This is a genomic window from Symploca atlantica LB2515, from assembly GCF_052546295.1.
This window is the reverse complement of the sequence record NZ_JBQWMT010000001.1, coordinates 4701127-4724919: the sequence shown is the minus strand read 5'-3', so window position 1 is coordinate 4724919 and position 23793 is coordinate 4701127. Positions and strand designations below refer to the sequence as shown.

The 23793-nt window shown below is 44.8% G+C and carries 18 protein-coding genes; 9 read left to right on the top strand and 9 right to left on the bottom strand.

The window, feature by feature from the left end:
• Position 1 precedes the first annotated feature (1 nt).
• The 3 genes from ACT7WV_RS19585 (at position 2) to ACT7WV_RS19575 (ending at position 3122) form a co-directional block, all read left to right on the top strand.
• Positions 2-1375 carry a TfuA-related McrA-glycine thioamidation protein gene (locus ACT7WV_RS19585; protein ID WP_445104499.1) on the top strand — a complete coding sequence of 458 codons (1374 nt, stop codon included), beginning with the start codon at positions 2-4 and terminating at the stop codon, positions 1373-1375.
• Between the two features lie 125 nt (positions 1376-1500).
• On the top strand, positions 1501-2115 hold the full coding sequence (locus tag ACT7WV_RS19580) for an alpha-ketoglutarate-dependent dioxygenase AlkB (protein ID WP_445104498.1): 615 nt from the start codon (positions 1501-1503) through the stop codon (positions 2113-2115).
• Positions 2116-2153: 38 nt separating this feature from the next.
• Positions 2154-3122 (top strand): alpha/beta fold hydrolase, encoded by a 969-nt coding sequence (locus ACT7WV_RS19575; protein ID WP_445104497.1) that lies wholly within the window; start codon positions 2154-2156, stop codon positions 3120-3122.
• Positions 3123-3207: 85 nt separating this feature from the next.
• On the opposite strand, the gene ACT7WV_RS19570 is transcribed toward ACT7WV_RS19575, so the two are convergent.
• The gene (locus tag ACT7WV_RS19570; protein WP_445104496.1) at positions 3208-5979 is read right to left on the bottom strand and encodes a UPF0182 family membrane protein; all 2772 of its coding nucleotides are present in this window, start codon (positions 5977-5979) and stop codon (positions 3208-3210) included.
• Between the two features lie 214 nt (positions 5980-6193).
• Between ACT7WV_RS19570 and ACT7WV_RS19565 the strand changes: the two genes are divergently transcribed.
• Positions 6194-6973, top strand: coding sequence for an HAD family hydrolase (locus tag ACT7WV_RS19565; protein ID WP_445104495.1), 780 nt, complete (start codon positions 6194-6196; stop codon positions 6971-6973).
• Between the two features lie 10 nt (positions 6974-6983).
• Here ACT7WV_RS19565 and ACT7WV_RS19560 read toward each other — a convergent pair whose 3' ends face one another.
• The gene (locus ACT7WV_RS19560; protein WP_445104494.1) at positions 6984-8369 is read right to left on the bottom strand and encodes a glycosyltransferase family 4 protein; all 1386 of its coding nucleotides are present in this window, start codon (positions 8367-8369) and stop codon (positions 6984-6986) included.
• A gap of 353 nt (positions 8370-8722) precedes the next feature.
• On the opposite strand from ACT7WV_RS19560, the gene ACT7WV_RS19555 reads away from it, so the two are divergent.
• Positions 8723-10279 carry an ArnT family glycosyltransferase gene (locus ACT7WV_RS19555; RefSeq protein WP_445104493.1) on the top strand — a complete coding sequence of 519 codons (1557 nt, stop codon included), beginning with the start codon at positions 8723-8725 and terminating at the stop codon, positions 10277-10279.
• A 192-nt stretch (positions 10280-10471) separates the two neighbouring features.
• Here the strand turns inward: ACT7WV_RS19555 and ACT7WV_RS19550 are convergent, their stop codons facing one another.
• Positions 10472-10789 (bottom strand): hypothetical protein, encoded by a 318-nt coding sequence (locus ACT7WV_RS19550; RefSeq protein WP_445103097.1) that lies wholly within the window; start codon positions 10787-10789, stop codon positions 10472-10474.
• Between the two features lie 353 nt (positions 10790-11142).
• Here ACT7WV_RS19550 and ltrA point away from each other — a divergent pair, with 353 nt between their 5' ends.
• From ltrA to ACT7WV_RS19535, 3 genes are all read left to right on the top strand, one after another.
• Complete coding sequence (ltrA, locus tag ACT7WV_RS19545) at positions 11143-12948, top strand: group II intron reverse transcriptase/maturase (RefSeq protein ID WP_445105584.1); 1806 nt, start codon at positions 11143-11145, stop codon at positions 12946-12948.
• Between the two features lie 96 nt (positions 12949-13044).
• Complete coding sequence (gene iscB / locus ACT7WV_RS19540; RefSeq protein ID WP_445103098.1) at positions 13045-14331, top strand: RNA-guided endonuclease IscB; 1287 nt, start codon at positions 13045-13047, stop codon at positions 14329-14331.
• A gap of 323 nt (positions 14332-14654) precedes the next feature.
• Positions 14655-15290 (top strand): transaldolase family protein, encoded by a 636-nt coding sequence (locus tag ACT7WV_RS19535; protein ID WP_463424188.1) that lies wholly within the window; start codon positions 14655-14657, stop codon positions 15288-15290.
• Between the two features lie 20 nt (positions 15291-15310).
• Here the strand turns inward: ACT7WV_RS19535 and ACT7WV_RS19530 are convergent, their stop codons facing one another.
• The 3 genes from ACT7WV_RS19530 to tmk form a co-directional block, all read right to left on the bottom strand.
• A complete protein-coding gene (locus ACT7WV_RS19530; protein ID WP_445104492.1) occupies positions 15311-15823 on the bottom strand; it encodes a Crp/Fnr family transcriptional regulator in 513 nt (170 codons plus the stop codon).
• A 205-nt stretch (positions 15824-16028) separates the two neighbouring features.
• On the bottom strand, positions 16029-16994 hold the full coding sequence (locus tag ACT7WV_RS19525; RefSeq protein WP_445104491.1) for a DNA polymerase III subunit delta': 966 nt from the start codon (positions 16992-16994) through the stop codon (positions 16029-16031).
• Complete coding sequence (tmk, locus tag ACT7WV_RS19520; RefSeq protein ID WP_445104490.1) at positions 16967-17674, bottom strand: dTMP kinase; 708 nt, start codon at positions 17672-17674, stop codon at positions 16967-16969. The genes ACT7WV_RS19525 and tmk overlap by 28 nt, the downstream gene beginning before the upstream one ends.
• Positions 17675-18031: 357 nt before the next feature.
• On the opposite strand from tmk, the gene ACT7WV_RS19515 reads away from it, so the two are divergent.
• Positions 18032-18379, top strand: a complete 348-nt coding sequence (locus tag ACT7WV_RS19515; RefSeq protein WP_445104489.1) for a hypothetical protein — start codon at positions 18032-18034, stop codon at positions 18377-18379.
• A 36-nt stretch (positions 18380-18415) separates the two neighbouring features.
• Here ACT7WV_RS19515 and ACT7WV_RS19510 read toward each other — a convergent pair whose 3' ends face one another.
• The 3 genes from ACT7WV_RS19510 to ACT7WV_RS19500 form a co-directional block, all read right to left on the bottom strand.
• Positions 18416-18859 (bottom strand): FHA domain-containing protein, encoded by a 444-nt coding sequence (locus tag ACT7WV_RS19510; protein ID WP_445104488.1) that lies wholly within the window; start codon positions 18857-18859, stop codon positions 18416-18418.
• Positions 18860-19198: 339 nt separating this feature from the next.
• Positions 19199-21607 (bottom strand): heavy metal translocating P-type ATPase, encoded by a 2409-nt coding sequence (locus tag ACT7WV_RS19505; protein WP_445104487.1) that lies wholly within the window; start codon positions 21605-21607, stop codon positions 19199-19201.
• 396 nt (positions 21608-22003) lie between these two features.
• Positions 22004-23626: a CPBP family glutamic-type intramembrane protease gene (locus tag ACT7WV_RS19500; protein ID WP_445104486.1), complete on the bottom strand. Its 1623-nt coding sequence runs from the start codon at positions 23624-23626 to the stop codon at positions 22004-22006.
• Positions 23627-23793: the final 167 nt, after the last annotated feature.

The following is a 23793-nucleotide window of genomic DNA, read 5'->3' as shown; positions in this document are numbered from 1 at the left end:
TATGAAAAAAATTATCATATTCTTGGGGCCGTCACTCCCCGTTGTCGAAGCAAGAAAAATTTTAGATGCTATCTATTTGCCACCAGCTAAGCAAGCCGATTTAATCAGTGCAATAGCTATCTACAAACCAGATATTATTGGCTTGATTGACGGCGTCTTTTTGAGCTGTCCTTCTGTATGGCACAAGGAAATATTATATGCTCTGGAACAGGGAATTTCAGTGTACGGAGCGAGTAGTATGGGGGCTTTACGGGCAGTTGAAACAGAGGCTTTCGGCATGGTTGGAGTTGGAGAGGTTTACCGTATGTACGCGAGCGGAGAGCTAATTGATGATGACGAAGTTGCTCTGGTTTATGGCCCAGAGGATACCGGATATCGTCCTCTGTCAGAACCGATGCTTAATATCCGTTACACTTTCCGGCGCGCTCAGGAAGAGGGAGTTATTAGCAATGATTTGTGTGAGCAACTGTTAGAGATCGCTAAGTCTATTTATTTCCCTGAGCGGACTTTTTTTACTGTTTTTCGTCAAGCTATGGCAGCAGGAATTGCAGCAGAAGAAATAGCAAGTTTGAGAATTTTTAGCAAGGATAAATATCTAGACATCAAGCAACAAGATACTGTTTTGCTGCTGCAAACTCTGCGGGACTTACCTGAAACCTCATCTCAGTTCAAGCCAGATTTTAAACTAGTACGCAACCAATTTTTTGCAACACTCTATGACAGAGATAGAACAGTATTACGGCAAGGTACGACTATACCTTTAGGAGATATTGCTGGATATGCTGCTTTGCATCTCTCTGATTTTAATGAAACTAATTTACATGCCGCTAATCGAGCTTTAGTGCAAATTTTAGCTGAAATTATGGGGGTGAATATTTCTCAATCAGAGATAGATAAGGAGAATCGACGCTTTCGTTTACAACACAATCTTTTTGAAGAGACAGCTTTCACAAACTGGCTAGGTGAAAATGATCTGACATCGGAGGAATTTCAGCAATTAATGTCTGAGGTAGCTTGTTGCCGAAAACTACAGAGTTGGTTATTTGTCAGAAAAGCTTATGAAAAAAACACTAAAATTTTTCTGGATGAATTGCGCTTACAAAATCGTTACCAAGAGTCTGCTAATGCCGCTGCTGAACTAGAAAATTTTATTCAGCAACAGTATCCTCATTTTCCTGAAGATAATTATGATGATTTAACGGTGTTGCAGTTAGTAATTGAACACAGACGCTCTAATAAGTGCCAGGTAATTCCCCAGGAAGAATGGCTCAAAGAAGCGGGTTTTTTGAGTCCAGAATTACTGAAGTTGGCACTACTGCGATCGCATTTAGCAAGGCAAGTAACACCCAGTCAGGATGAAGATTCAGCAGGATAAGTTTGGTAGGTATATTCTAATTAATTATTTTTTTGGCTTAATCAGAATTGATCATTTAGAACTACAGATACACACAGATAGATTTGGATATTTTTTAAGCATAAATTACTCGTACACTAAAAGCTATGCCAGACAAAATAGGGACAGATTTAAATTATGTTCTGGAATCTGACGCCAAGCAAATTCCGGGAATGACTTATATTACTCGTTACCTAAATCCTGAGCAACAAAGGCAGTTACTGGAAATTGTTGACGAGCAAGTGTGGTCAAGAGAATTACAAAGAAGGGTCCAACAGTACGGCTATAGTTATGAACATCAAGACGGTTCGATTTTTGCCTCGGAATACTTAGGAGTTTTGCCAGATTGGGCAAACAATATGGCGAGAAAACTAGCGAAGGATTTTTCAACAAAAATAGTTGCCGATCAATTACTTGTCAACGAATACCAACCCGGACAAGGTACTAAGAGCCATATTGACTGTATTCCTTGCTTTGGTAATACAATTTTTTTGCTGAGCCTAGGTAGTTCTTGTGTGATGGATTTTACTAATTCTCAAGCAACAGAATCAGCATCAATTTTGTTGTTACCTGGAAGTTTGGCAATTTTACAGCAAGCCGCTAGATACCGTTGGTTACACGGCATTGCTGCCCGCAAAATAGATATGTATCAAGGCAAAGAATATACCAGAACCAGAAGAGTCTCTCTAACTTTTAGGGAAGTTTTATTTCCTCACAAATGACTGGTTTAATTAGCAATAGAGTTTATCTTATTTCAGCTATGGCACCGCATTCCCCAGTTCCCGGTTCACCTCAAAGCGAAGACGTAAGGGAATCTTTTCCAGCTTCACAGTTTTACACCTGGCGGAATTACCGTTGCGCTTACGAACTATATACCCCAACTGAGGCAACAACTGACCAAGATATTCCTCTGTTGCTACTACATCCCATCGGTGTTGGTTTATCCCGCCGTTTCTGGCATCGCTTTTGCCAAGAGTGGCGTCAAAGAGGTTATGGTAACCCAATTTATAACCCGGATTTGCTCGGATGTGGTGAGAGTGACATGCCTCGTATTGCTTATCAGCCTGTAGACTGGGCAGAGCAATTGCACTACTTTTTGCACACAGTCGTTAAAAAACCTGTAGTTTTGCTCTCCCAAGGTGCTGAGTTACCAGTGGCACTTGCTCTAGTACAAAAGCAAACTGAGCCTAATTATCTCAAAAAACTGGTACTATCGGGACCTCCAACGTGGAGATTAATTACTCAAGATACTCCTTCTTGGCAACACAAATTAACCTGGAATGTATTAGACTCTCCTGTAGGTAGCGCCTTCTATCGTTATGCCCGCCGCCGTCAATTTTTGCAATCTTTTTCAGAACGCCAATTGTTTGCCGATAAGTCAGCCGTTGACGCGGAATGGTTAGATACTCTGGAGGAGGGTGCTAGTAATCCGGCTAGTTGCCATGCTGTTTTTTCCTTCCTGGCGGGTTTTTGGCGGCAAAACTATCAAGAAGCGATCGCAACTACTTTTCAACCAACTCTGGTAGTATTGGGCGAGGAAGCATCGAGTATTAGCCGTAATGGGAAATCAGAGACGCCAGAGACCAGAATGAGGGAATATATCCGGCATTTACCTCAAGGCGAGGCTTGTCAAATTCCCGGTCGTAATGTTTTACCTTACGAATCAACGGCTGAATTTGTTGCTGTTGTGGCAAAATTTTTGGCTTCTACGCCGCCTTTAAAGCCGTGAAGAAGTCGCCAATAGAAAATCTCGCTGAGCAGGAAAATGGTTAATTGATGCTACAAGTCAGATACTGATGTGTACAGTTCAATTTTCAATTTTCCCTTTTGGTAACTCCCTGATTTAATTGCTGTAAAATCTTTTCAAGTTCCTGTTGATATTGACCATAATTAGCCCAATTGCCTTCCCGTAAAGCTTGCTGCGCCTTGCGGAAGGCATTTAAGGCTGATTGAGACAAACTTGAGGGAACCTCAGTTCTCGGCACAGGTGCTGGCTTCTGGGGTTGTTTCTCCCCGAAAATTGCCGCCAGGGATTGTTCCAGTGACTCTTCCATCACCACTTCTTCACCATAGGCAACAATCACCCGCTTAAGTTCTGGCAACTCGCCTTGTTCGGCCCGCAGATAAACTGGTTCTACATAGAGTAAAGACTCTTGAATGGGAATAACTAATAAATCACCACGAATTACTCTTGAGCCTTGCTGACTCCACAAAGTCAACTGCTCAGAAATTCCAGTACTCTGGTCAACACGAGCTTCTACTTGCTTCGGACCATAGACCAGTTGTTGCTTGGGAAACTCATATAGGAGTAATTTACCATAATTTTCGCCATTCGAGCGTGCCGCCATCCAGGCAACCATATTGTCTTTCGTGCCTGGGGTAAAGGGCAAAATGAGAATAAATTCTTCACTTTCGCCCTGGGGCAAACGCATCACCATGTAGTACGGTTCAACTACTTGCTCATTACCCTCGTAAATCTCAGTAGGAAAGCGCCATAAGTCTTCCTGATTGTAAAATACCTCTGGATCACTCATATGATAGGCAAGGTACATCTGGGACTGGAACTTAAACAAATCGACTGGATAACGAAAATGAGTTCTAACTTTAGGGGGAATACTTTGGCTTGAGACGAATAACTCCGGAAAAATCTTGCGGTAAGTTGCTAGTAGAGGGTCATTTTCATCTACTACAAAAAACTGCATTGTGCCATCGTAAGCATCAACTAATACCTTAACTGAGTTGCGGATGTAATTGAACTGATTACTGTCTCCAATTGGTTCGGAATAAGGATAGTAATTGCTTACCGTATAGGCATCAATAATCCACTGGAGTTTGCCGTCAATTAGAGTAATGTAAGGGTCACTATCCAAACGCAGGAACGGCGCAACATGACTCACCCGTTCTTTAATCTGTCGATAGTAATGAATGCGTGACTCGTTAGTAAAGTAGTTTGAGATTAAAATTTTGAGACTACCCAAGTCGTAAGCATAAGCTAGCCTACGCCAGAAAGAACCCATCGGCACGCCACCTGTACCGTCGTATTTAGTAAAAGCATTCTCATCACCACGGGGATAGTCAAATTCTTCGGTACTAGCACCAGTAAAGATATAAGTATCGGTTTCTTCACCATAATAAATCCCCGGTTTATTTACTGGTAAATTTACCTGGGATTCAGGTGGAATGTCTTTAATAAAAAATTCTGGTAAGCCTTGGGGTGTAACTTGGTTAACCGGACTCATCACTAAACCATAGCCATGAGTATACTTGAGGCGCTGATTAACCCAGGTGCGTGCTCTTTGGGGTACTTGTGAGTAGGATAATTCCCTCGGCGAGAGCATTACCTGGCGATAGTTTCCTGCAATGGTGTAGCGGTCAATATCAACATCACTAAATCTATAGTAGAGACGGATTTCCTGGAGTTGGCGGTAAGTACTTAGTAAAGGCCGATAGTCCCAAAGGCGAATATTGTCAATTGTCCCCTGATTTGCCTGCAAAATTTGGCTATTTAGTTGTGTCTTTGCTGGATACTCTTGCCTCTGTACCGTGTCTAGACCATAAGCCTGTCTGGTAAGTTTGATACTACTCGCTATATAAGGCTTTTCTTTAGCTAGTTCGTTAGGTTCAACGATAAATTGTTGCTCAAACCAGGGATAGACTCCTCTCGAAAGAACTAAAGCCGCAATAAAAATTCCAATTCCATAGACGGGTAAAGTAGTGTTATTTTGCCCGATGGAAATAATCAACACAACTGCCAAAATCAACGCCAAAAAGCTCATAATCCATAAAGATACAAGCTCAGCATGAACGTCGGTATAACCGGCCCCGAAGACTACCCCTTCCTCAGAATAGAGTAGCTGATAACGGTTAAGCCAGAAGCCAACGGCAATTAATACAGCTATGGCGGCTAAAAGCAGACTCAAATGAGTTTTTGCTGAACCGGATATCAGGTTTTGCCAAGTGCGTGCTGTATTGATACTGCCTTTGAGAAGATAGACAGGAACAGAGACTACTAGCGCACAAATCAACAGCGCCAGTAACCAGTTTCTTAGGCCTTCGTAGAATGGTAATTGGAAAATATAAAAGCCAATATCACGCTGATAGATTGGTTCTACACTGCCGAAATCGCTAGCATTTAAGTACTTTAAAATAGTCTCCCAGGAACCAATAGTAGCTCCTGCTGCAACCAGAGAAATCAGAAAAATTGCTACTAGCGCGATGTAGTTCGGGAGACTTCTGGCATAAATCTCTAAGTTACTGTCTTCTAACCAACGAAGAGAGCGATATTTCGAGGAACGACCCCTGAGAACCCGTACCTGTCCGTTTGAGGGTGCTAACCGCATAGCAAGGCGGTAGTTTACCCAAAGAAAGACACCAAAGACAATAAAAGTTCCTAGCCAAACTAGCAATCGCCAAGTCAGCAGAGTCCAAAAAATACCAGAAAAACCTGCTGCATCGAACCACCAAGCCTCAGTAAGCAAATGCACAAGGGTACTAGAGGACAGCAGAATAACGGCAGCAATAACAAGGAGTGGGATAATAATGCTTGAGCGGTGGTTGGCATTTTTCTGGTGCCTGGATCTGATCACCTGATAGCTCCGAGCAAACAATAACTGTTTTCTCTAATGCTAGAACAGATGAGCTTTGCCGAAGATATGTAATTAATTAAGACTTGTAATTCTGGTTTGTGGGGAAGCACCCCAACCCCCGCCATAGTCAGAATGGTAGGGGTATAATAAATTTTCGGAACGAAATGCCCCAGGAACTGCTAATCTTGCCCCAGAACCTTGCAAATTGGACTGTATGAGCAAACTGCGGGCATTAATCTTTGACGTTGATGGTACGATAGCCGATACTGAACGAGATGGTCATCGAGTCGCCTTCAATCGTGCCTTTGCTGAAGCAGGACTAGATTGGCAGTGGTCAATTCCTCTGTACGGGGAATTACTCGAAGTCGCGGGTGGTAAGGAACGCATTCGCTACTACTTGCAAAAATACCGCCCCGATTTCCAGCCACCTGCTGATTTAGATAGCTTGATTGCCAGTCTGCATGGGACTAAAACTAAGTATTTTCAACAAATGGTAGCCGAGGGTGCTGTCCCCTTGCGTCCAGGGGTCAAGAGATTACTAAAAGAAGCGCGATCGCAAAAGATGCGCTTAGCGATCGCCACTACTGCTGCTTTACCTAATGTCACTGCTTTATTGCAACATCACCTTGGCCCAGATAGCCTCTCCTGGTTTGAGATTATCGCCGCAGGTGATATCGTACCTGCCAAAAAGCCTGCCCCGGATATCTATCATTATGTGTTGCAGGCAATGAGCATACCAGCTTCAGATTGCCTTGCCGTTGAAGATTCATACCACGGACTCACGGCAGCCCTGCAAGCAGGCTTAAAAACAGTTATTACTGTCAACGATTACACTAGGGAGCAAAACTTTTCTGGTGCAAGGCTAGTACTCAATCACCTGGGAGAACCAGATCAGCCCTTTACAGTACTAGCTGGTAATACCGGAGAGGCAACTTACCTAGATCTCACCCTAGTGCATCACCTTGATCAAGATAGATCCTCTAGTTATATCTAGAGCAAATTGATCAAAATTGCTTCGATTCGGCGCTAGTGGATTGTCTTGTCATCGCTTCCTGATAAATTCCCAGCATGATGTCTACTTTCACTTCCCAATCAAAGTGGTCGAGTACGCGCTGATAGCCAGCCCTGCCCATTGCTCGACGCAGTTCTGGGTTTTGTGCTGTTTTAAGCATGGCGGTTGCAATGCCATTAATCAAAGACTCTCGTGACTCAGGGTTAACCAAAATACCGCAAGATTCGTCAAGGTAGTCAGCCGGGCCGCCCCAATTGCTAGCAATGACAGGTAAGCCCATTGCCATGGCTTCGAGTACCACAGCACCACCACACTCGAGCAAGCTAGGAAGCACAAATACATCAGCTTGCTGGAGTCTTTGGGCGCACTCAGCCTGAGAAAGCCAGCCAGTAAAGTAAACTGTTGCTCCTTCTTTAAGTTGGCTTGTGGAGTCTTGAGCCGTTTGTTGGTTGTGGGGTTGACTAAAACCAAGCTCCTTTGCCTGTGCCTCAAGGACTGCCCGCAAAGGACCATCGCCGATGATTTCTAATTCGGCGGGTATCTGCTTTGATACCTGCTTAAACGCAGCAATCAGCAAATCTACTGCTTTCCAGTCAACTAGTCTACCGACGAAAATGAACTTGGTTGGCTGAGGAAATTCTGGTTTTGAGTACTGAGTTACAGTTCCTTTACCTGAGTTCTTCTCTAAACTTTGACTCTTGTGTTGGCAACGCCATACTGAGAAATCTACACCATTTTCTACCAATTCAATTACCTTGCCATGGATGCCCTTTGGTAGAGCCTCTCTAGTGCGTTGATTAGCAACTAGCAAGGTTGTTGCTTGACGCTTGCCGGGGATCAGAGTATTGAATAAGTTGGCAAAAAGACGACCGAGTCTTAAACTAAAACCAACGAATCGGCTTTGCATCTTTTTGAAGGTCGGGGGGTAGTCCATCCCTCCGTTCATTGGTCCGATGACTACTGGCGCACCCAAACCGAAAATCATTGATGGTTCTTTGGGAGAGACAGGAATCGGTTGATGAATAACATTAATCTTTTGTTCCCGCACAATTTCTTTGATGAGGCGATGCTGAACTACCTGAGTCATTAGCCTCAAAATTAAGCCAAAAGTGAAATAGGAAACTCTACTTGGCAAAAGTTTACTACACTGCCACACGATAAGGTGCCACATCGTATCTGGCACAAAATAAATACGGTCAATTTCTTCTGGAAATAACAATTTTAGTTCGTCACGAGTTCGTTCGTGAACTACCAGCCAAGTTTCGATGCTACGACTGCGAAGTACTCTAAAATAGTGGAGAGGCAAAGCTGCTTCGCCGCCAAATTGTAAAGATGCATGTTCTGCTGTGATCAGTACTTTAATATTATTTGCAAACATGTTGTATTATCCAGAGTGCAAGTTGGTAGTTGATAGTTACTTGCACTAAAAAATACTTCTATTGGCTCATAGCTTTTCCGGATTATTTAGGATTATTTACAAGTTGTTTTGTGATGTATGCAACACTATCTATTTTTCTTTTTTAAGACATTTTCCTATTACGGCATGCTCAAATATCTTTCAAAAAAAATGATCTCTATTTTGGGTAATTTAGCTAATTTCTATAACTAATTTATGCTTGCCATGTAGTCGCCAAATGATTATTTAGAAAGGAAAAGATCTACTAAAACCCTAGGACATGTCTGCCTGTCTCAAAATCACCCCACAATAGTGATGGTTATTCCCTTGTAGAGATGAGTAAATCTGTCGTAAATAGCCCCTTCCTTAAAGAGGCGCAGTGGTTCCTGGGCTTTTTCTTAGCTGCCTTTTTTCTCTGGGGCATTGCTCTCGGAGATGTCCCCTTACGAGACTGGGATGAAGGAACACGTGCTCTGATTGCCAGAGAAATTTATCGCACCGGCAACTGGCTTTACCCAACGATGCACGGAGAACCATATCTTCTCAAGCCGCCGTTGATGGATTGGCTAATTGCCCTCAGCTACAAGCTAGGTGGCGTGACAGAGTTAACCACTCGCCTACCGGGAGCAATATTAACCGCTTGCGGAGTGCCGCTAATGTACTTAGTAGGAAGAGAACTCTTTTGCCAACGCTTATCAGCCGTTTTTGCTGGTGGCGTTTACTTAACCTTCTTACCAGTGGTGCGCCACGGGCGGCTAGCTATGTTAGATGGTGCCGTGAATTCTGCTTTTCTGTTGTTATTGTTGTGTCTACTAAAGGCGCGCCAAAATCAGCGTTGGGCGATTGGTATCGGCTTGTGCCTGGGACTGATCAGTTTCACCAAAGGTCTATTGATGATACCTTTAGGAGCGATCGCTTTAGTCTTTCTGGTGGTAAATCAACAACTAAGATTACTGAAGAGCCCCTATTTTTGGCTGGGTATACTTTTCGGAAATCTACCAATATTTGCCTGGTATGCGGCTCAGGGACACCATTACGGCGCTACCTTTTGGCAAGTTCATTTTCAGGATCAAGGCTTACAGCGCATTTCTGGGGCAGTTGAAGGGCATAGCGGCCCTTTTTGGTATTATCTTTTGGAATTACTCAAATATAGCTGGCCTTGGTTAATGTTCTGGCCTGGAGGATTATGCTTAGCTTGGCAAAAACGCCATACTAGCTGGGGGTGTTTAGTGCTGATTGGCACGATTGGCTATTTGGGCATTATTTCTCTGATGAAAACCAAGCTGCCCTGGTACATCATGCCGTTTTATCCCTTTTTTACCCTTGCCGTTGCCGCTCAACTTGCTAGATTTTGGCCAAAGCATAAACATTATCCCCGCATCCTAGCAGGTATTCTGGGCTTGCTCGCAGTTGCCGCTTTGGGGGGCTGTGTTTACTTTGTCTTGGCAGATCCCCAGCCAGTTTTGATCATGATGGGTGTTGTCTTGGCGCTAACTATGGCTGGTGCTGCTTGGCAAATGACACGTCATCACAGAAGTTTTATCCCCATCTTGTTGCTGGGAACTTACTTAACTTTGGCGCTATTGATGACTTCTCAATCCTGGCTTTGGGAGTTAAATGAAGCTTTTCCTGTCAAGCCAGTTGCTGCTTTAATTAGAAATCATACCAATCCCGGAACAGTAGTTTATACATCTTTTCCCTATGGGCGTCCCAGTTTAGATTTCTATAGCGATCGCCAAGTGATTCCTCAAGATGGAGATGATTGGCAACGGTTGTGGTCAGATCAATCTTACTTGCTTTTAGATCAATCAACCCTGGAGTCTTTAGAGTTAAGGAATAAAGTAATCATCGGCACAGCTGAAGGATTTACTCTTGTTACTCCAAAGCAATAAATTACTAGCTTTACCGTTATGAGGAAGATCACACAATTGTCATAGGATTGTTACTCAAATGTCATATTGGCTAACTAAACTTTTCCTAGACCGTAGGTAAACTACCCGCCGCTAATTCGGAGTACCGAATCTAGCGGGGGCTTTGAAGAAAAGCCTAAAGTTTACCCGACTAAGTACCTTGTGTACTCCGTTTTAGAAGCCATCACACCTACGGATACGTAGCCAGTCTGTAGCTCTGTGGTCAACGATTAAGTGCGATTCGTTCTCTCGAAATCCAGCAATGGAGAGATGAGAGGCAAGGAAAAGAAAGGGGCAACCCAAACAGAACCTTGACAACTTGATAGCCATGCAGGTGAGAGCAAGTACCCTAGAAAACTCAAGTCCTGCTCCCCCAGGTGTAGGGGTAAAAGCATCATCCCCAGGTTTGCGACTAGCCATCAAAGCCTGAAGCGGGATGAAAAGACGGGTAGACTGACAGCCTAAGTTGGTTCCCGACGAGCAAGAATCCATGAGTAACGAAAGTGAAGATGTATCAGAACCATCGTAATGACCAACCAGCGAAATAAGGCTTTTTACGCTGGAGCCAAAAGGCAAAGGATAAGGGGTTGGCGATTTTAATCTCGACCAATAACACTCCCAATATAAACCCGGTGGATAGCATCGCTCTAAAGGTTCCAAATAATGGCTATCAGGAACGAAGTAACCTCTCGTATGCTCTCAGGGTGGTCGATTCTCTGAGCAGGTGCTAACCGGATGCTGCGAGTAGGCGGGATTGAGTCAGAAGCGAACGCCTCACTGTAATGGCGAGGATATGCTAACAGACTCACGGTGATAGGGAATGTGGAGTCCCAGTAGCAATGAATATGTCTAAAACGAGTGTAAAAACTACGGTGGAATGGAAGACTATCCCTTGGCAAAAGCTTGAGCGAAAAGTCTATAAGTTGCAAAAAAGAATCTACAAAGCCTCTAGTCGTGGTGATGTCAAAGCAGTACGCAGACTCCAGAAGATGCTAATGAAGTCTTGGTCAGCAAAGTGTTTAGCGGTTAGACGGGTTACACAAGACAACATGGGGAAGAAGACGGCGGGTGTAGATGGGGTCAAATCCCTAACTCCAAAGCAACGTCTCACTCTGGTTGCCGAATTAAAATTAGGCTCAAAAGTCGCTCCTACCAGGCGTGTATGGATACCAAAACCTGGAAAGGATGAGAAGCGACCGTTGGGCATCCCGACAATGAATGACCGCGCTTTGCAAGCCTTAGTCAAACTGGCTCTTGAGCCAGAATGGGAGGCTAAATTTGAACCTAATTCATACGGGTTCCGACCAGGACGCTCATGCCAAGATGCAATAGAAGCAATTTTTAAAGCAATCAACGCCAAAGCCAAATATGTGCTGGATGCCGATATTGCCAAGTGCTTCGATTGCATTGACCATAAAGCGCTGCTCATAAAATTAAATACATTCCCCACCATACGCCGACAAGTTCGAGCATGGTTTAAAGCGGGAGTAATGGATGATAAGCAGCTATTTCCAACATCTGAGGGTACACCACAGGGAGGGGTCATCTCTCCGCTACTAGCAAATATTGCCCTCCACGGTATGGAAAATCGGATAAAACAGACTTTTCCTGAGAAGTCAGTAAAAGGGGTTTACTTTTCCTCCCCTCAGCTTATCCGTTACGCCGACGACTTTGTGATTCTCCACAAAGAAGAATCTGTTGTCCAAAGATGCAAGGAGATAATCTCCGAATGGTTAAAAGGCATGGGTTTGGAATTGAAGCCTAGTAAAACCCAGATGCTTCATACTCTAAACGAGTATGAAGGCAAAAACCCAGGATTCGATTTCCTTGGGTTCAATATCAGACAGTACCGAGTGTCTAAACATCATTCGGGAAAAGACACAAAGGGTGAACTGCTAGGATTCAAGCCAATCATTACCCCAAGCAAAGAGAAACAAAAGGTACATTACAACCGAGTATGTAGTGTCATCAACGCCCATAAGTCAGCGCCACAAACGGCGTTAATTGCAAATCTAAATTCAATCATAAGAGGATGGGCAAACTACTACTCAAGCGTGTGTAGCAAAGAAACTTACACACAATTAGATAACCATGTGTACCAAAAACTCCGAGCCTGGGCAAAACGCCGCCACCCTAACAAGTCGGGGGAATGGATAGCCAAAAAATACTGGCAAACTATTGGCGGTGACAATTGGGTATTCGCAACCAAGCAAGAGGGTAAAAACCCGAAGCGGTTACTAAAATATGCTGCAACTCCTATAGTCCGGCACAACAAGGTTAAAGGCGATGCCAGCCCATACGATGGCAACCTAATTTACTGGAGTACAAGAATGGGTAACCACCCTGAAGCAACAACTAGAGTGGCAACACTCCTGAAGAAGCAAAAAGGGAAATGTACCTACTGTGGAATGTATTTCAAAGATGGAGACGTATTAGAAATAGACCATAAAATCCCCAAATCGAAAGGTGGAAAGGATGAATACAAAAATCTACAAATGCTCCATCGACACTGCCACGATTTGAAAACAGCTAAGGATGATAAAGCTGTAGGTCTGCAATTGGATAAGCACCATACCACTGAGGAGCCGGATGAAAAGAAATTTTCACGTCCGGTTCTGAAGCCGAGTCGCCCTGGTGACGGGGCGGCTTAGGTTAACACAGGCATATCGGGTCGAAGCCAGTGTCGTTGACGCCACAAACTTCTAAAACATTGTCAAGGCTAACATTACCCGCAAGGAGACTCATTCGTGAGTAAAGTTTTTGTTTTAGGCACTAACAAGCAGCCTCTTAATCCTATCCATCCAGGTAGAGCAAGAATGCTGTTATCTCAAGGCAAAGCTGCAATTTTCCGGCAGTATCCCTTCACTCTGATACTAAAAAAGGAGGTGTTAACCCCAAAAATTGATCCACTTCGAGTCAAGATTGACCCAGGGGCGAAAAGCACTGGACTTGCAATAGTCAACGACAGTACTGGTGAGGTTGTTTGGGTAGCAGAATTACAGCATCGTGGGTTTCAAATTAGAGATGCTTTAACATCCCGTCGTCAGTTAAGAGGCTCACGCCGTAATCGCAAAACTCGTTACCGCAAGCCGAGGTTCTTGAATCGGACTCGCCCCAAAGGATGGCTACCACCATCTCTAAATAGCAGAGTTGCCAACATTCTGACTTGGGTTAGGCGGTTGTCGGACTTGTGCCAAGTTACTGCCATTTCTCAAGAGTTGGTTAGATTTGACACTCAGCAAATAGAAGACTCAGAAATTAGCGGAGTCGGCTATCAGCAGGGAACTTTGGCGGGTTACGAAATCCGTGAGTTTTTGCTCGAAAAGTGGAAGAGAACCTGTGCCTACTGTGGGGCAAAAAACAGCAAACTTGAGATTGAGCATATTAAACCTCGCTCAAAAGGGGGTTCTAACCGTGTCAGCAACCTTTGTTTAGCCTGTGTTCCCTGTAATCAGAAAAAGGGGAATCAAGACATTGAGGATTTTCTCAAAGGTAAACCTGATCTGCTCAAACGGATCTTGGCACAAACCAAAAGACCTTTGGCTGATGCAGCCGCCGTCAATGCAACCCGATGGAACCTGTACGAGAACCTCAAAAAAACAGGTTTGCCTGTGGAAGTTAGCACGGGTGGTCGCACCAAGTACAACCGCACTATCCGATGTTTAGACAAAACTCATTACTGGGATGCTGCCTGTGTTGGAGCTTCAACCCCAGAGCAGTTAATCACATCAGGCGTTAAACCTCTATTGATTGCTGCCAAAGGTCATGGAACCCGCCAACAGTGCCGTACTGACAAGTTTGGGTTTCCTAGTCGTTATTGCTCCAGAACAAAATTTCACAAAGGCTTTCAGACTGGTGACATCGTTAAAGCTGTCGTCACTTCTGGCAAAAAGATTGGAACTTACGTTGGGCGTGTAGCCACTCGCGCCACAGGTAGCTTCAATATCTCGGCAAAAGAAGGACTGGTTCAAGGAATTAGTCACAAATACTGCAAACACATTCACAAAAAGGACGGTTATTCATATGCACAGTGATTTGGATATTTTAGGGGTATTGAACCCCGTAAAATATCCCTCGTTTCCTCCCGCCGCTAAAACTTTGGCGGCACTCGCTTTGCTTCGATATATCCGCCTCGTTTCTATCGGGGGTCTCCACGAGGAAAAAAGATGAATGACTCTATCACTCCTTCAATATGACCGAACACCTTCTTGATGCAGACAAGAGGGCGTTTTTTTTGTAAAGCTAGAGGTCATTGCAATAGCTTTGAGCTCTGCTAAATCTATCTAAAGAAGTCCTCAAGGTAAGTAATGTAGTGTTACTCTATGATTTGATCTCCTCGCATTAAAGTAAAGCCATTGTGATTTATCTTGACTCGGCCTTAGTTGGTGAAGCCCAAGCGGCAGAGAAACTGGGATGGGTTAAAGGCATCACCACCAATCCAACGCTGTTAGCAAAAAGCGATCTATCACCAGAGACAACGCTAAAACAGTTGGCTCAAATCAGTCCAGGTGAGCTTTATTATCAACTGATGGCGTCTGATTTCGATGGTATGCTGACCGAAGGGCGGGCGGCCTATAAAATTATTGGTGAGAAAACTGTACTCAAAGTGCCAGCAACTACAATCGGCTTCCAAGCGGTAGCTTGCCTGTCACGAGAAATTCCCTGTGCCGTAACAGCAATTTATAGTGGGGCTCAGGCTGCTGTCTCGCGAGAAGCCGGAGCAAAATATGCGATCGCCTATGTCAATCGTGCCACCAGGCTTTTGGGTGACGGTTTAGCTTTAGTAAGAGACATGGCAAGTGTACTCAGGGGTAGTAATACAGAGATTTTGGCAGCAAGTCTCAAATCACCCGAGGAAGCAGCGGCAGCACTGAAAGCAGGAGCGCATCATCTCACGGTGCCTTTGAGTTTGTTGCAGGCAATGACTACCCATGAGTTATCCGAAGACACGGTTAATGATTTTGCCCAAAATGGGTGTGGAATTTTAGGCTGAGATAGAGATCAAAGCCAAATTTACAAAAAGCTCCATTCTCCAAAAAGACTCTTACTAGTATCTCTAAGTTCTGAGAGTTTGGCATCGGGCTGACTATTGTGAAGCTCAGCGATTTTACGTGCCATTGCTGAGGCTCTCTGGGCAATTTCTACTGCCATGTTCAGTACGACAATTGAGGAGGCAGAGTCACCATTTTGTAGATTCTGGCGTAATACTTTAAACGGCATTAGTAAAGCACGCACCTCAGTCAGAGCCGTTACAGTGGCAGAATTGTACTCACCACTGAAAAAACTCATTTCTCCCAGCACCGTTGGCGCTGCAAGCTTAGCTAATTCCTGTTCTCCAGTTGTGGTGTCGAGGAAGACACGAACCTCTCCCTCCAAGACAAAAAAGATTTTCTCTCCACGGGAGTTCTGTTGCACTAGACGGTGACCCAAAGGAATTTTTACCCGCTGACAATCCTCGATAAAGCTTTTTGTCTGGGTCTTATCGAGATTCTTAAATGCTTGAAACTGTTTGTAGTCTATTTTCATGATACTAGAAAGTAGGGAAAACCTAGAAGAGGAAAGGAGAGCCAGGTTACCAGTTTTATGCATAGATAATTTGCTTATTCATGATAACTATTTAAGTTAGGCGACTAGAACTCCCTTACCTAGCAAAACTGCCAAATTTTCCTAGTTCTTCAAGTTTCAAGGCATGAGATGCTCAACTAACGGAGTTCTGCTAGAGCGATTTCCTCTACCTAGATTTAGTCAATGCCAATAACTCCAACAATGTCACTTCCCAGACAAGTCTTGGTTGGACGTAGCTGAGGAGATACTTTCGAGCTTTCTCTAGCTGCAAAATGATACCTGAGTGATGCTGAGAGAGCCAGTAACTGTGCTGTAGATAATCCACTAACCATAGTTGGGTCTCTAGATCTAAGGTTTTGTCGATTTCCTTGGCTAGTTCTAGAGCCTGACGTGGCGTCTGGGGAAACCTGAGTAAACTATCTCTTAACTTGGGGGAAATTGCTTGTAGTTGAGCCAAAGATGAAATGGCTTCTCCAGGACTGCCTTGAGCGATTGCCAAGACTGACGCCTCTTGGAGAATTTCTTGATGACCTGTTTCTTGCAACACTGCTGCCATTTCTTGTTGCCCTAGTCGATAAAAAGGAATCCGCTGGCAGCGAGAAACTAATGTTGGCAACAAAGACTCGGCACTGGGTGCAATTAAAATCAATGTTGCTTGTCCCGGTTCTTCGAGAGTCTTGAGCAGACCATTTGCTGCCGCCTCTGCCATGGTTTCTGCTTGTTCTAGCACAACCATTTGCCGCTCGGCGATAAGAGGAGAACGACTGAGAAACTGACCAATTTCTCTAATTTGTTCTAAGCGAATTTGGGGAGGTGCTTTGCGCTGAAGACCTTTTTGAGCTGCTTGGCTAGCTGACAAACGTATCCCGTTGTGGAGGTAAGTTGGCTCCACCCAGAGCAGATCTGGATGGTTGCCCTGCTGTAGGCGTCTACGTAGCAAGGGCTGCTCGTCCTCAGGAATATCCTGAGAAAACAACAGTTCGATGAAAGCGCGTGCCGCCAGAGTCCTACCTACACCAGGACAACCGACAAACAGATAGGCAGGAGCAACGCGACTAGTAGCGACTGCCCCTTCTAAGAGCGCGATCGCTTGCTCCTGACCTACTACGCCCGCGAAAGCTGCTGAAACCATAGACTCAAACGTTGGCGCAAAATTTCTTGAATTGAGGCATGTACCTCTGACTGAGAGCAGTTAGCATTAACTTGCACAATTCGCTGGGGATGTTGTTGATGCAAAGCTCTAAAACCTTGCTGTACTCGCTGGTGAAATTCCCAGGAAGCTTCTTCAATACGGTCAGTCTTACCTCGTTGCTGCGCCCGCTTTAATCCCACTTCAACATCAACATCCAGCCAGATAGTGAGGTCACTTTCCAAGCCATCCGTGGCAATTTGGTTAACGGTACGAATTAAACCGAGATCAAGACCTCGCCCATATCCCTGGTAGGCAATTGTAGAATCGGTGTAGCGATCGCACAAAATAATTGCACCCTGACGCAGATGAGGCTTAATAAATTCTTCAACATGCTGCGCTCGGTCGGCACCGTAAAGTAAAAGTTCTGTCCGGTCTTGCAGAGGCGCGGTTGGAGAGTTGGTATCTGCTTGAGCGCTCCCTTCAACTAGCAAAAGCTGACGCAACCCTTGACCTAAAGACGTTCCGCCCGGTTCTCTTGTGACTACCACGGAAATTTTTTCGCCTTTTTTCCCCAAAGATTCCAGCAAACCACTAGTTTGAAGCCATTCCCCACATTGCCGCAGTTGGGTGGTTTTGCCACCGCCTTCTACTCCTTCAAATACAATCAGCCTACCGTGCATACCCAGCCCTCATCAGTGCCGCTCAAAAAAACCTTTACAGTTCTACTAAGCCAGATTAGCATTGCACTAGCAAGTTGCTCGTCCCAAGTCAGTAACTTGTGTCAACTAGGCTAAAACAGCCGCTTAGAAGCTCATCAAAGGTTTATTTACCAGATGTGTAAGGTACAATTGAGCAGACCAATAAACACCCTTTATTGTCTGTCAAAGAGAAAATACCACATCACCCTTTAAACCGCTAAAATACCCCTAGCCGATAACAGTCAAGCATCGGTTTGTCCTCTGGCGCTCCTGATCACTACCCTAAATAGAGGTTCGATATGATAGGAGAGTCTAGCTATCTGAAGCCCTTAGTTATATATGGCTCGCTATACTTGTTCTTTTACTGTTGCGGTTTCCCTCGATTATCTTCAGCAGTCACTATTTGAAGTTTTGCAATCCTGCAACTTCGACATTATTTATGACACCGGGGATTACCTGATGGCACGGGAAATTCCCGGTCATGTTTCTTTTGCCAAACTAGTGACTGTGGAAGTCTTAATCGACAAGTCAACAGTCACAGCCGATGAAGTGCGCCTGAATTTCGTCATCAAAAATGAAGAGCTACCTCTTCAAATTGATAACCACTGTCGCCAGATGTTTGAACTGGTTCAAGAAGCAGTAACCGAAAATCGTCATTGGCAATTAGTAGAAAGCGTCGCCGGATGATCTCCGGCTTGCCTTGAAGCTATCTCTTTGCAGCTTTTAATTTCCCTGACTTGATTCTTCTGGGTTCTCAAACATCATGTTGGGGCTAATCAGGGTAATATCGAACTCATCTGGTGGTGGCCCAGTGGGAACAACATCGCGTTTAAGCAAGTAATATTTGGCACTCACTTGAGGACCGAAGATAATCTCATCTTCATCTTCGAGGTCATGAGATTGGCATTTGCGCCCGTTAATCAACAGTCCATTGGAACTGTGCTTACCCTTGAGATTGCCATCGACAATTCGGTAATAATAATGACCGTCCTGCCTCTCTCTGAGTACTAGAGTTGCATGTCGGCGAGAGACAAACTGCGAATACAGGCGGATATCAGAACTAGGATCTCTGCCGATGGAATAAACGGGTTCTCCTAAGGCAAATTCTTTACGACCATTGTCATCTTCAATGATTAACAAATGGTTTTGATAGGGTTGTGCAGGCATCGCAAAACAGTTATAGAGAATTCAGTTAGTTTAGAGAAATACTCTTTCTTACTCACATTGACACAGTTCTCCACCAGCTTTCCTAAACTTCCGGGAAAGGCACCCTGATTATCGACCGTAAATCGGGTGTCCCCTTAATAGATAATCATAGACACTTGTTGAGCTGATCGGATAGACTCCCCATGGACAAGTCCCCTGAATTCAAAGAAAGGCAAAAACTCTGAATTTACCCTGGTTGGCACCGAGTTGTGAGAATTTGTCACCCTCTATTTTGACACATTAGCTCTGTGATCAGTAGCGTAGAAAGGGGTCGAGAAACAATCAGAAACTTACCTTTAGTTATAGTTTTAATTGCCATCTATGGCGCAGTAACAGAGAGTTGGTGACCACACTCACAGAACTTAAAGCCATTAAAGCCCCAGCGGCAGAAGGACTCAGGACAAAACCAAAAGCCGGGAGTAAAACGCCTGCAGCTGCGGGGATTGCCAAGGAATTATAACCAAATGCCCAAAAAAGATTCTGACGAATTTTATTAAAACTGGCCTTTGAAAGCTTAATTGACTCAACTACATCTAGTAAGCGATCGCGCATGAGAATAATTCCCGCTGTTTCCACAGCTACATCGGTTCCTGCATGCAAAGAAATGCCGACATCTGCTTGCGCCAAAGCAGGACCATCATTGATACCATCTCCTACCATAGCTACCCTACATCCAGTGGCTTGCAACTGAGCGATTGCCGATGCCTTGCCTTCGGGACGAACCCCAGCAATTACATCAGTCGGCTCCATCGAGACTTTCTTGCCTACACTGGCGGCAGCATCGGGCTGATCACCAGTGAGCAACATCACTCGGAAGCCCATTTCTTTTAGGCACTCTACTGTTTCTTGAGCATCGTCTCGGGGAACATCCCACACCCCGATCACTCCCGCCAACACGCTATCGATTGCTACGTAAACCACGGTTTTACCCGCATCTACCAGTGCTTGCACCTCAAGCAGTGCTGCATTACTAATAGTCACTCCCTGCTTGATCAACCAGTCGGCATTACCCAGCAACACGCGGCGTTTTTCTACTAGAGCCGATACTCCTAATCCCGGTTCTGTGTAAAAATCTTGAGCAGCTAACATTTTTAGCTGCCGTTGCTTAGCCTCGGTACAAATTGCAGCAGCCAGGGGATGAGAGGTTCCACTTTCGACAGCGGCTGCTAATTGTAGAAGTTCGGCGCACTCTAATTGCCCCACTTCTCCAATCAGTAAACAATCAGTGACAGAAGGGAAACCGCTAGTCAGAGTACCTGTTTTGTCAAAAACGACTGTATCCAGTTGTTGAACCCTTTCTAAGATGTCGCCACCTTTAATTAATAATCCCCGCTCTGCGCCAAGGCTAGTACCTACCAGAATCGCTGTTGGTGTCGCCAACCCCAGAGCACAGGGGCAGGAAATTACCAAAACTGCGATCGCTAGTTTCAAGGAAAGCAGCAAAGGAGAAGTTGGCATTGCCATACTGTGACCCACCATTTGGGTCATTGGGGATAATACCTCAGGCCAAATTTGGGTTCCGACCAGATACCAGAAAAGGAACGTCAACAAGGCGATTACCATCACTCCGTAGGCAAAATAACCAGCTACCGTATCCGCCAACTGTTGTATCGGAGCTTTACGAGTTTGAGCTTCCTCAACCAATGCTACAATTTGCGCCAGCGTCGTCTCCTCTCCCGTATGGGTTGCCTTGACGAGGATTACTCCTGACTGATTCAAAGTGCCTGCCGTAACAGCAGTTCCTGCTTCCTTGAATACTGGCATGGGTTCCCCTGTCAGCATCGATTCGTCAACTGCTGAACTACCCTTAAGCACTTCGCCATCTACCGGAATCTTTTCTCCTGGTAAGACTCGTAACCACTCACCGACACGAACTTGCTCAACGGGAATTTCGATTCCTGATTGTTCTAAATCGCCGTTACCTTCCTGAGAGGCAGTTGCTGGGGTTGATTTACCAATTAAGCGCGCCACTTGGGGTTGTAAAGCCAACAGTGACTCTAGCGAAGCTGAAGCCCGATGCCTAGCCCTTTGCTCTAAGGTACGACCTAGTAAGATGAAACCCAACATCATTACTGGTTCGTCAAAAAAGCATTCCCATCCTAGTTCGGGGAAGAGCAATGCTACACAACTAGTGATGTACGCTGTCAGTGTGCCTAACCCAACCAAGGTATTCATGTTGGGTATCCCGTGCTGCAAACCTCGCCAGCCATCCACGATAATTGAACGCCCGGGCCCCAGCAAAGCCACGGTTGCCAGCCCCCAGTGTAGCCAAATATTGCTTAACAACGGCAGCATTGGTCCGCCAAACCAATGACTAATATGTCCTACTGTTGAGAGGACAACCAGTGAGCCAGCAATGACCAATCGCCGGAATTGTTCTTGAGCTTGTTCTTTATGCTTTTGCGCTGGTGTCAGGCGATCTTGATCATTAGTCGTCTTGCTGCTTTGAGCAGAACGAGGTTGAGAAGGAAACCCTTTAGCAGTTAATTTTTCAGCTAGTGCTGTCGGGCTAACTGTGCCAGCTTCACATTCAACAACTGCCACCTCTGTCACAAGATTGACACGGGCTGAAACTACGCCGGGATGACCTTGTAACTGCCTTTCTACTGCACTAGCGCAGCCGGCACATTTCATGCCTGTGACATCTAAAGCAATTGTCTTAATGGGCATCTCAGCCGTTGTTTGTGGAGTATCTAGAGAAACTTGCATATTTAAGATTCTGAATAATAACTAGGAGGATTCAAAGCTGGAAAGCAGAGGCTTTTCCCCTTCGATGCTAGGCGACAGCCACGGCAATTAACCTAAAATCGTTTATTTTTTTAATCCCGTGCTTTTAAACATCCCTCCAGGGATAGAGATTTAAGGTGTTTAATATTATTTAAATTGAAAATAATAAAATAAAAAAACATCCTTGAGATTATTCTTGATCAGAGCAGCTGAGCAACCAATTTTGTGTTTGGCAATTTGTAATGAAGCCTAACTGCTCTTGGCAACCGTACCGAGATTTTGATTAATTAGAGATTGCAGGCAACTGTCTAATTAAATACTATTTTAGTTGACTAATTCCAGTAAAAAACTTTACTAGCTTGTCAATAAGGCGGTTAATTAAACAGAACCACTACCTAAGATAAATAGGCTAAGCAAGGTGCCACTATTCCATAAACCGTGCAGCAACATAGGTGCTAGAAGATTGCGCGATCGCGTATAGACGAAACCCAAGACAATTCCTAAGGTTGCTAGCGGGAGTACTTCAGAGAGACTAAGGTGAGCGATGGCAAACAGTAAAGCACTAGCAATAATTGCTCCCCAAACTGACAGATAACGAGTTAACGAAGGTAACAAAAACCCTCGGAAAATCATCTCCTCAAACACTGGTGCCGCCACGGATGCAGTGAGGAAAAATATCAACAGCGCTAGATTATCTTTTCCTTCCAGAGCTAGCGTCAACAGAGGATTACTGCCTCCCTGTCCTTGCCATAGCTTTTGGTTGATTAGTGACACCACCACCACTAAGGGCAGTGCTACTAAGTATCCTCCTACTCCCCAGAGAATCCAGTTACTTTTCCACTTAAAGCTAAACCAATCTTGAGACAGAGGAAAAAATGCCTTGATCGACAAGTAAAGCACTAATAGACCACCTGCTGCCATGAGCAGGTAGCTACACAGTACGTAGAATGCTTTCATGCGCACACTGTACTCAATAGGATTAACCCCCAACAGGCCAAACAATAGTGGTAGCAACATTTGACCAATGAAGAAAAATCCCACAATCAGCACTTGCCAAACAATTTCCCAATCCCAAGGCGTCTCCCAAGACTGATCACCGTTGCTAGCTAATAGCGAAGATTTACCTTGAAGTAGCCGCTGGATGACTAAAAATAGTAAAAGTGCTACACCTAATAGACCACTAAACCCTGGTATTCCCGCAATCAGCCCTAACTTTAAGGTTGCTTGCTTAGCAATTTCTTGTTCTTTGGCTTGTAGAGATAATAGGTCATCTTGGCGCTTTTGGACTTCGTACAGCCTGCTCAAAGAGCGATAGCGGAACCAGCTTTCCAAGTTTTTTTCAATAGTTGTCCCTGTATCCGGTAGCAAGAGGGGTGGATCACTCCATAAACCAATTAAAACCGCAGCAGTCTTTGCTAGTGATGCCTCAGTTGCCGAGGTGTTATCACTGCTTTGTTGAGCAATTAACTCGCTCCAAGTTTTAGTTGCAGCCTCTGTGTTGCCTTGTTGAACTTGGAGAATGCCCAGATTTAGCTCTAACTCATCGATTATCTGTTGTGCCTGAGCCAACGACTCTCGTAACTGCTGCCGTTGCGCAGTCGCAGGGGAATCGTCAATCGGAGCAAATTGCAAGTTAGGTTCAGCAGCATCACTAGGTTGAGCTACCTCTTGCGCAGCAAGTTCTCGCAGTTGAGCGACGATTTTCGACTGATTTGTCCGAGCTTCTTGTCGTGCTTCTTGATACTGCTGTTGCGCATTTTCAAAAGGTTCAGCACCAATCAAAGCCTCTCGAAAAGTAGTCAAATCTGGCTGTGATTCCTCTGGTGTTGCCTTGTCGATACGGTTGTCCTGCAACTCGGCGGCATGGAGTAGCAGGTTAGTTTGGTACAGTTCCAAGCGACTTTGAATCTGAGGCTGATTCCAGCTTGCCACTAAAGAAAGACTGACTTTGACGATCGCCAAAATCGTCAGCAGAACCAAAATCACCCTCTTAATTGTCATTGAACCCTCTCACCAGCTACCTTGTTGAATCTCACTGCAATTATCGCATTGCTCGCTCCAGCCCATCCCTTGATCAGGTTAACACCTGCGCCCAAAGACGATTAACTTGCTCTCCCCATCTCCTTGCCCAATCAATTAAACTCGTGAAGCCACTCACGAAGAGGCGG

Coding starts and splice junctions, on each gene's coding strand:
- ACT7WV_RS19500 (WP_445104486.1), bottom strand. CDS start 23,626: ATGACAATTAAGAGGGTGATTTTGGTTCTGCTGACGATTTTGGCGATC.
- ACT7WV_RS19565 (WP_445104495.1), top strand. CDS start 6,194: ATGAGCAAACTGCGGGCATTAATCTTTGACGTTGATGGTACGATAGCC.
- ACT7WV_RS19550 (WP_445103097.1), bottom strand. CDS start 10,789: ATGGATTCTTGCTCGTCGGGAACCAACTTAGGCTGTCAGTCTACCCGT.
- ACT7WV_RS19530 (WP_445104492.1), bottom strand. CDS start 15,823: ATGAAAATAGACTACAAACAGTTTCAAGCATTTAAGAATCTCGATAAG.
- ACT7WV_RS19585 (WP_445104499.1), top strand. CDS start 2: ATGAAAAAAATTATCATATTCTTGGGGCCGTCACTCCCCGTTGTCGAA.
- ltrA (WP_445105584.1), top strand. CDS start 11,143: ATGTCTAAAACGAGTGTAAAAACTACGGTGGAATGGAAGACTATCCCT.
- tmk (WP_445104490.1), bottom strand. CDS start 17,674: ATGCACGGTAGGCTGATTGTATTTGAAGGAGTAGAAGGCGGTGGCAAA.
- ACT7WV_RS19525 (WP_445104491.1), bottom strand. CDS start 16,994: ATGGTTTCAGCAGCTTTCGCGGGCGTAGTAGGTCAGGAGCAAGCGATC.
- ACT7WV_RS19555 (WP_445104493.1), top strand. CDS start 8,723: ATGAGTAAATCTGTCGTAAATAGCCCCTTCCTTAAAGAGGCGCAGTGG.
- ACT7WV_RS19505 (WP_445104487.1), bottom strand. CDS start 21,607: ATGCAAGTTTCTCTAGATACTCCACAAACAACGGCTGAGATGCCCATT.
- ACT7WV_RS19510 (WP_445104488.1), bottom strand. CDS start 18,859: ATGCCTGCACAACCCTATCAAAACCATTTGTTAATCATTGAAGATGAC.
- ACT7WV_RS19575 (WP_445104497.1), top strand. CDS start 2,154: ATGGCACCGCATTCCCCAGTTCCCGGTTCACCTCAAAGCGAAGACGTA.
- ACT7WV_RS19515 (WP_445104489.1), top strand. CDS start 18,032: ATGGCTCGCTATACTTGTTCTTTTACTGTTGCGGTTTCCCTCGATTAT.
- ACT7WV_RS19580 (WP_445104498.1), top strand. CDS start 1,501: ATGCCAGACAAAATAGGGACAGATTTAAATTATGTTCTGGAATCTGAC.
- ACT7WV_RS19560 (WP_445104494.1), bottom strand. CDS start 8,369: ATGTTTGCAAATAATATTAAAGTACTGATCACAGCAGAACATGCATCT.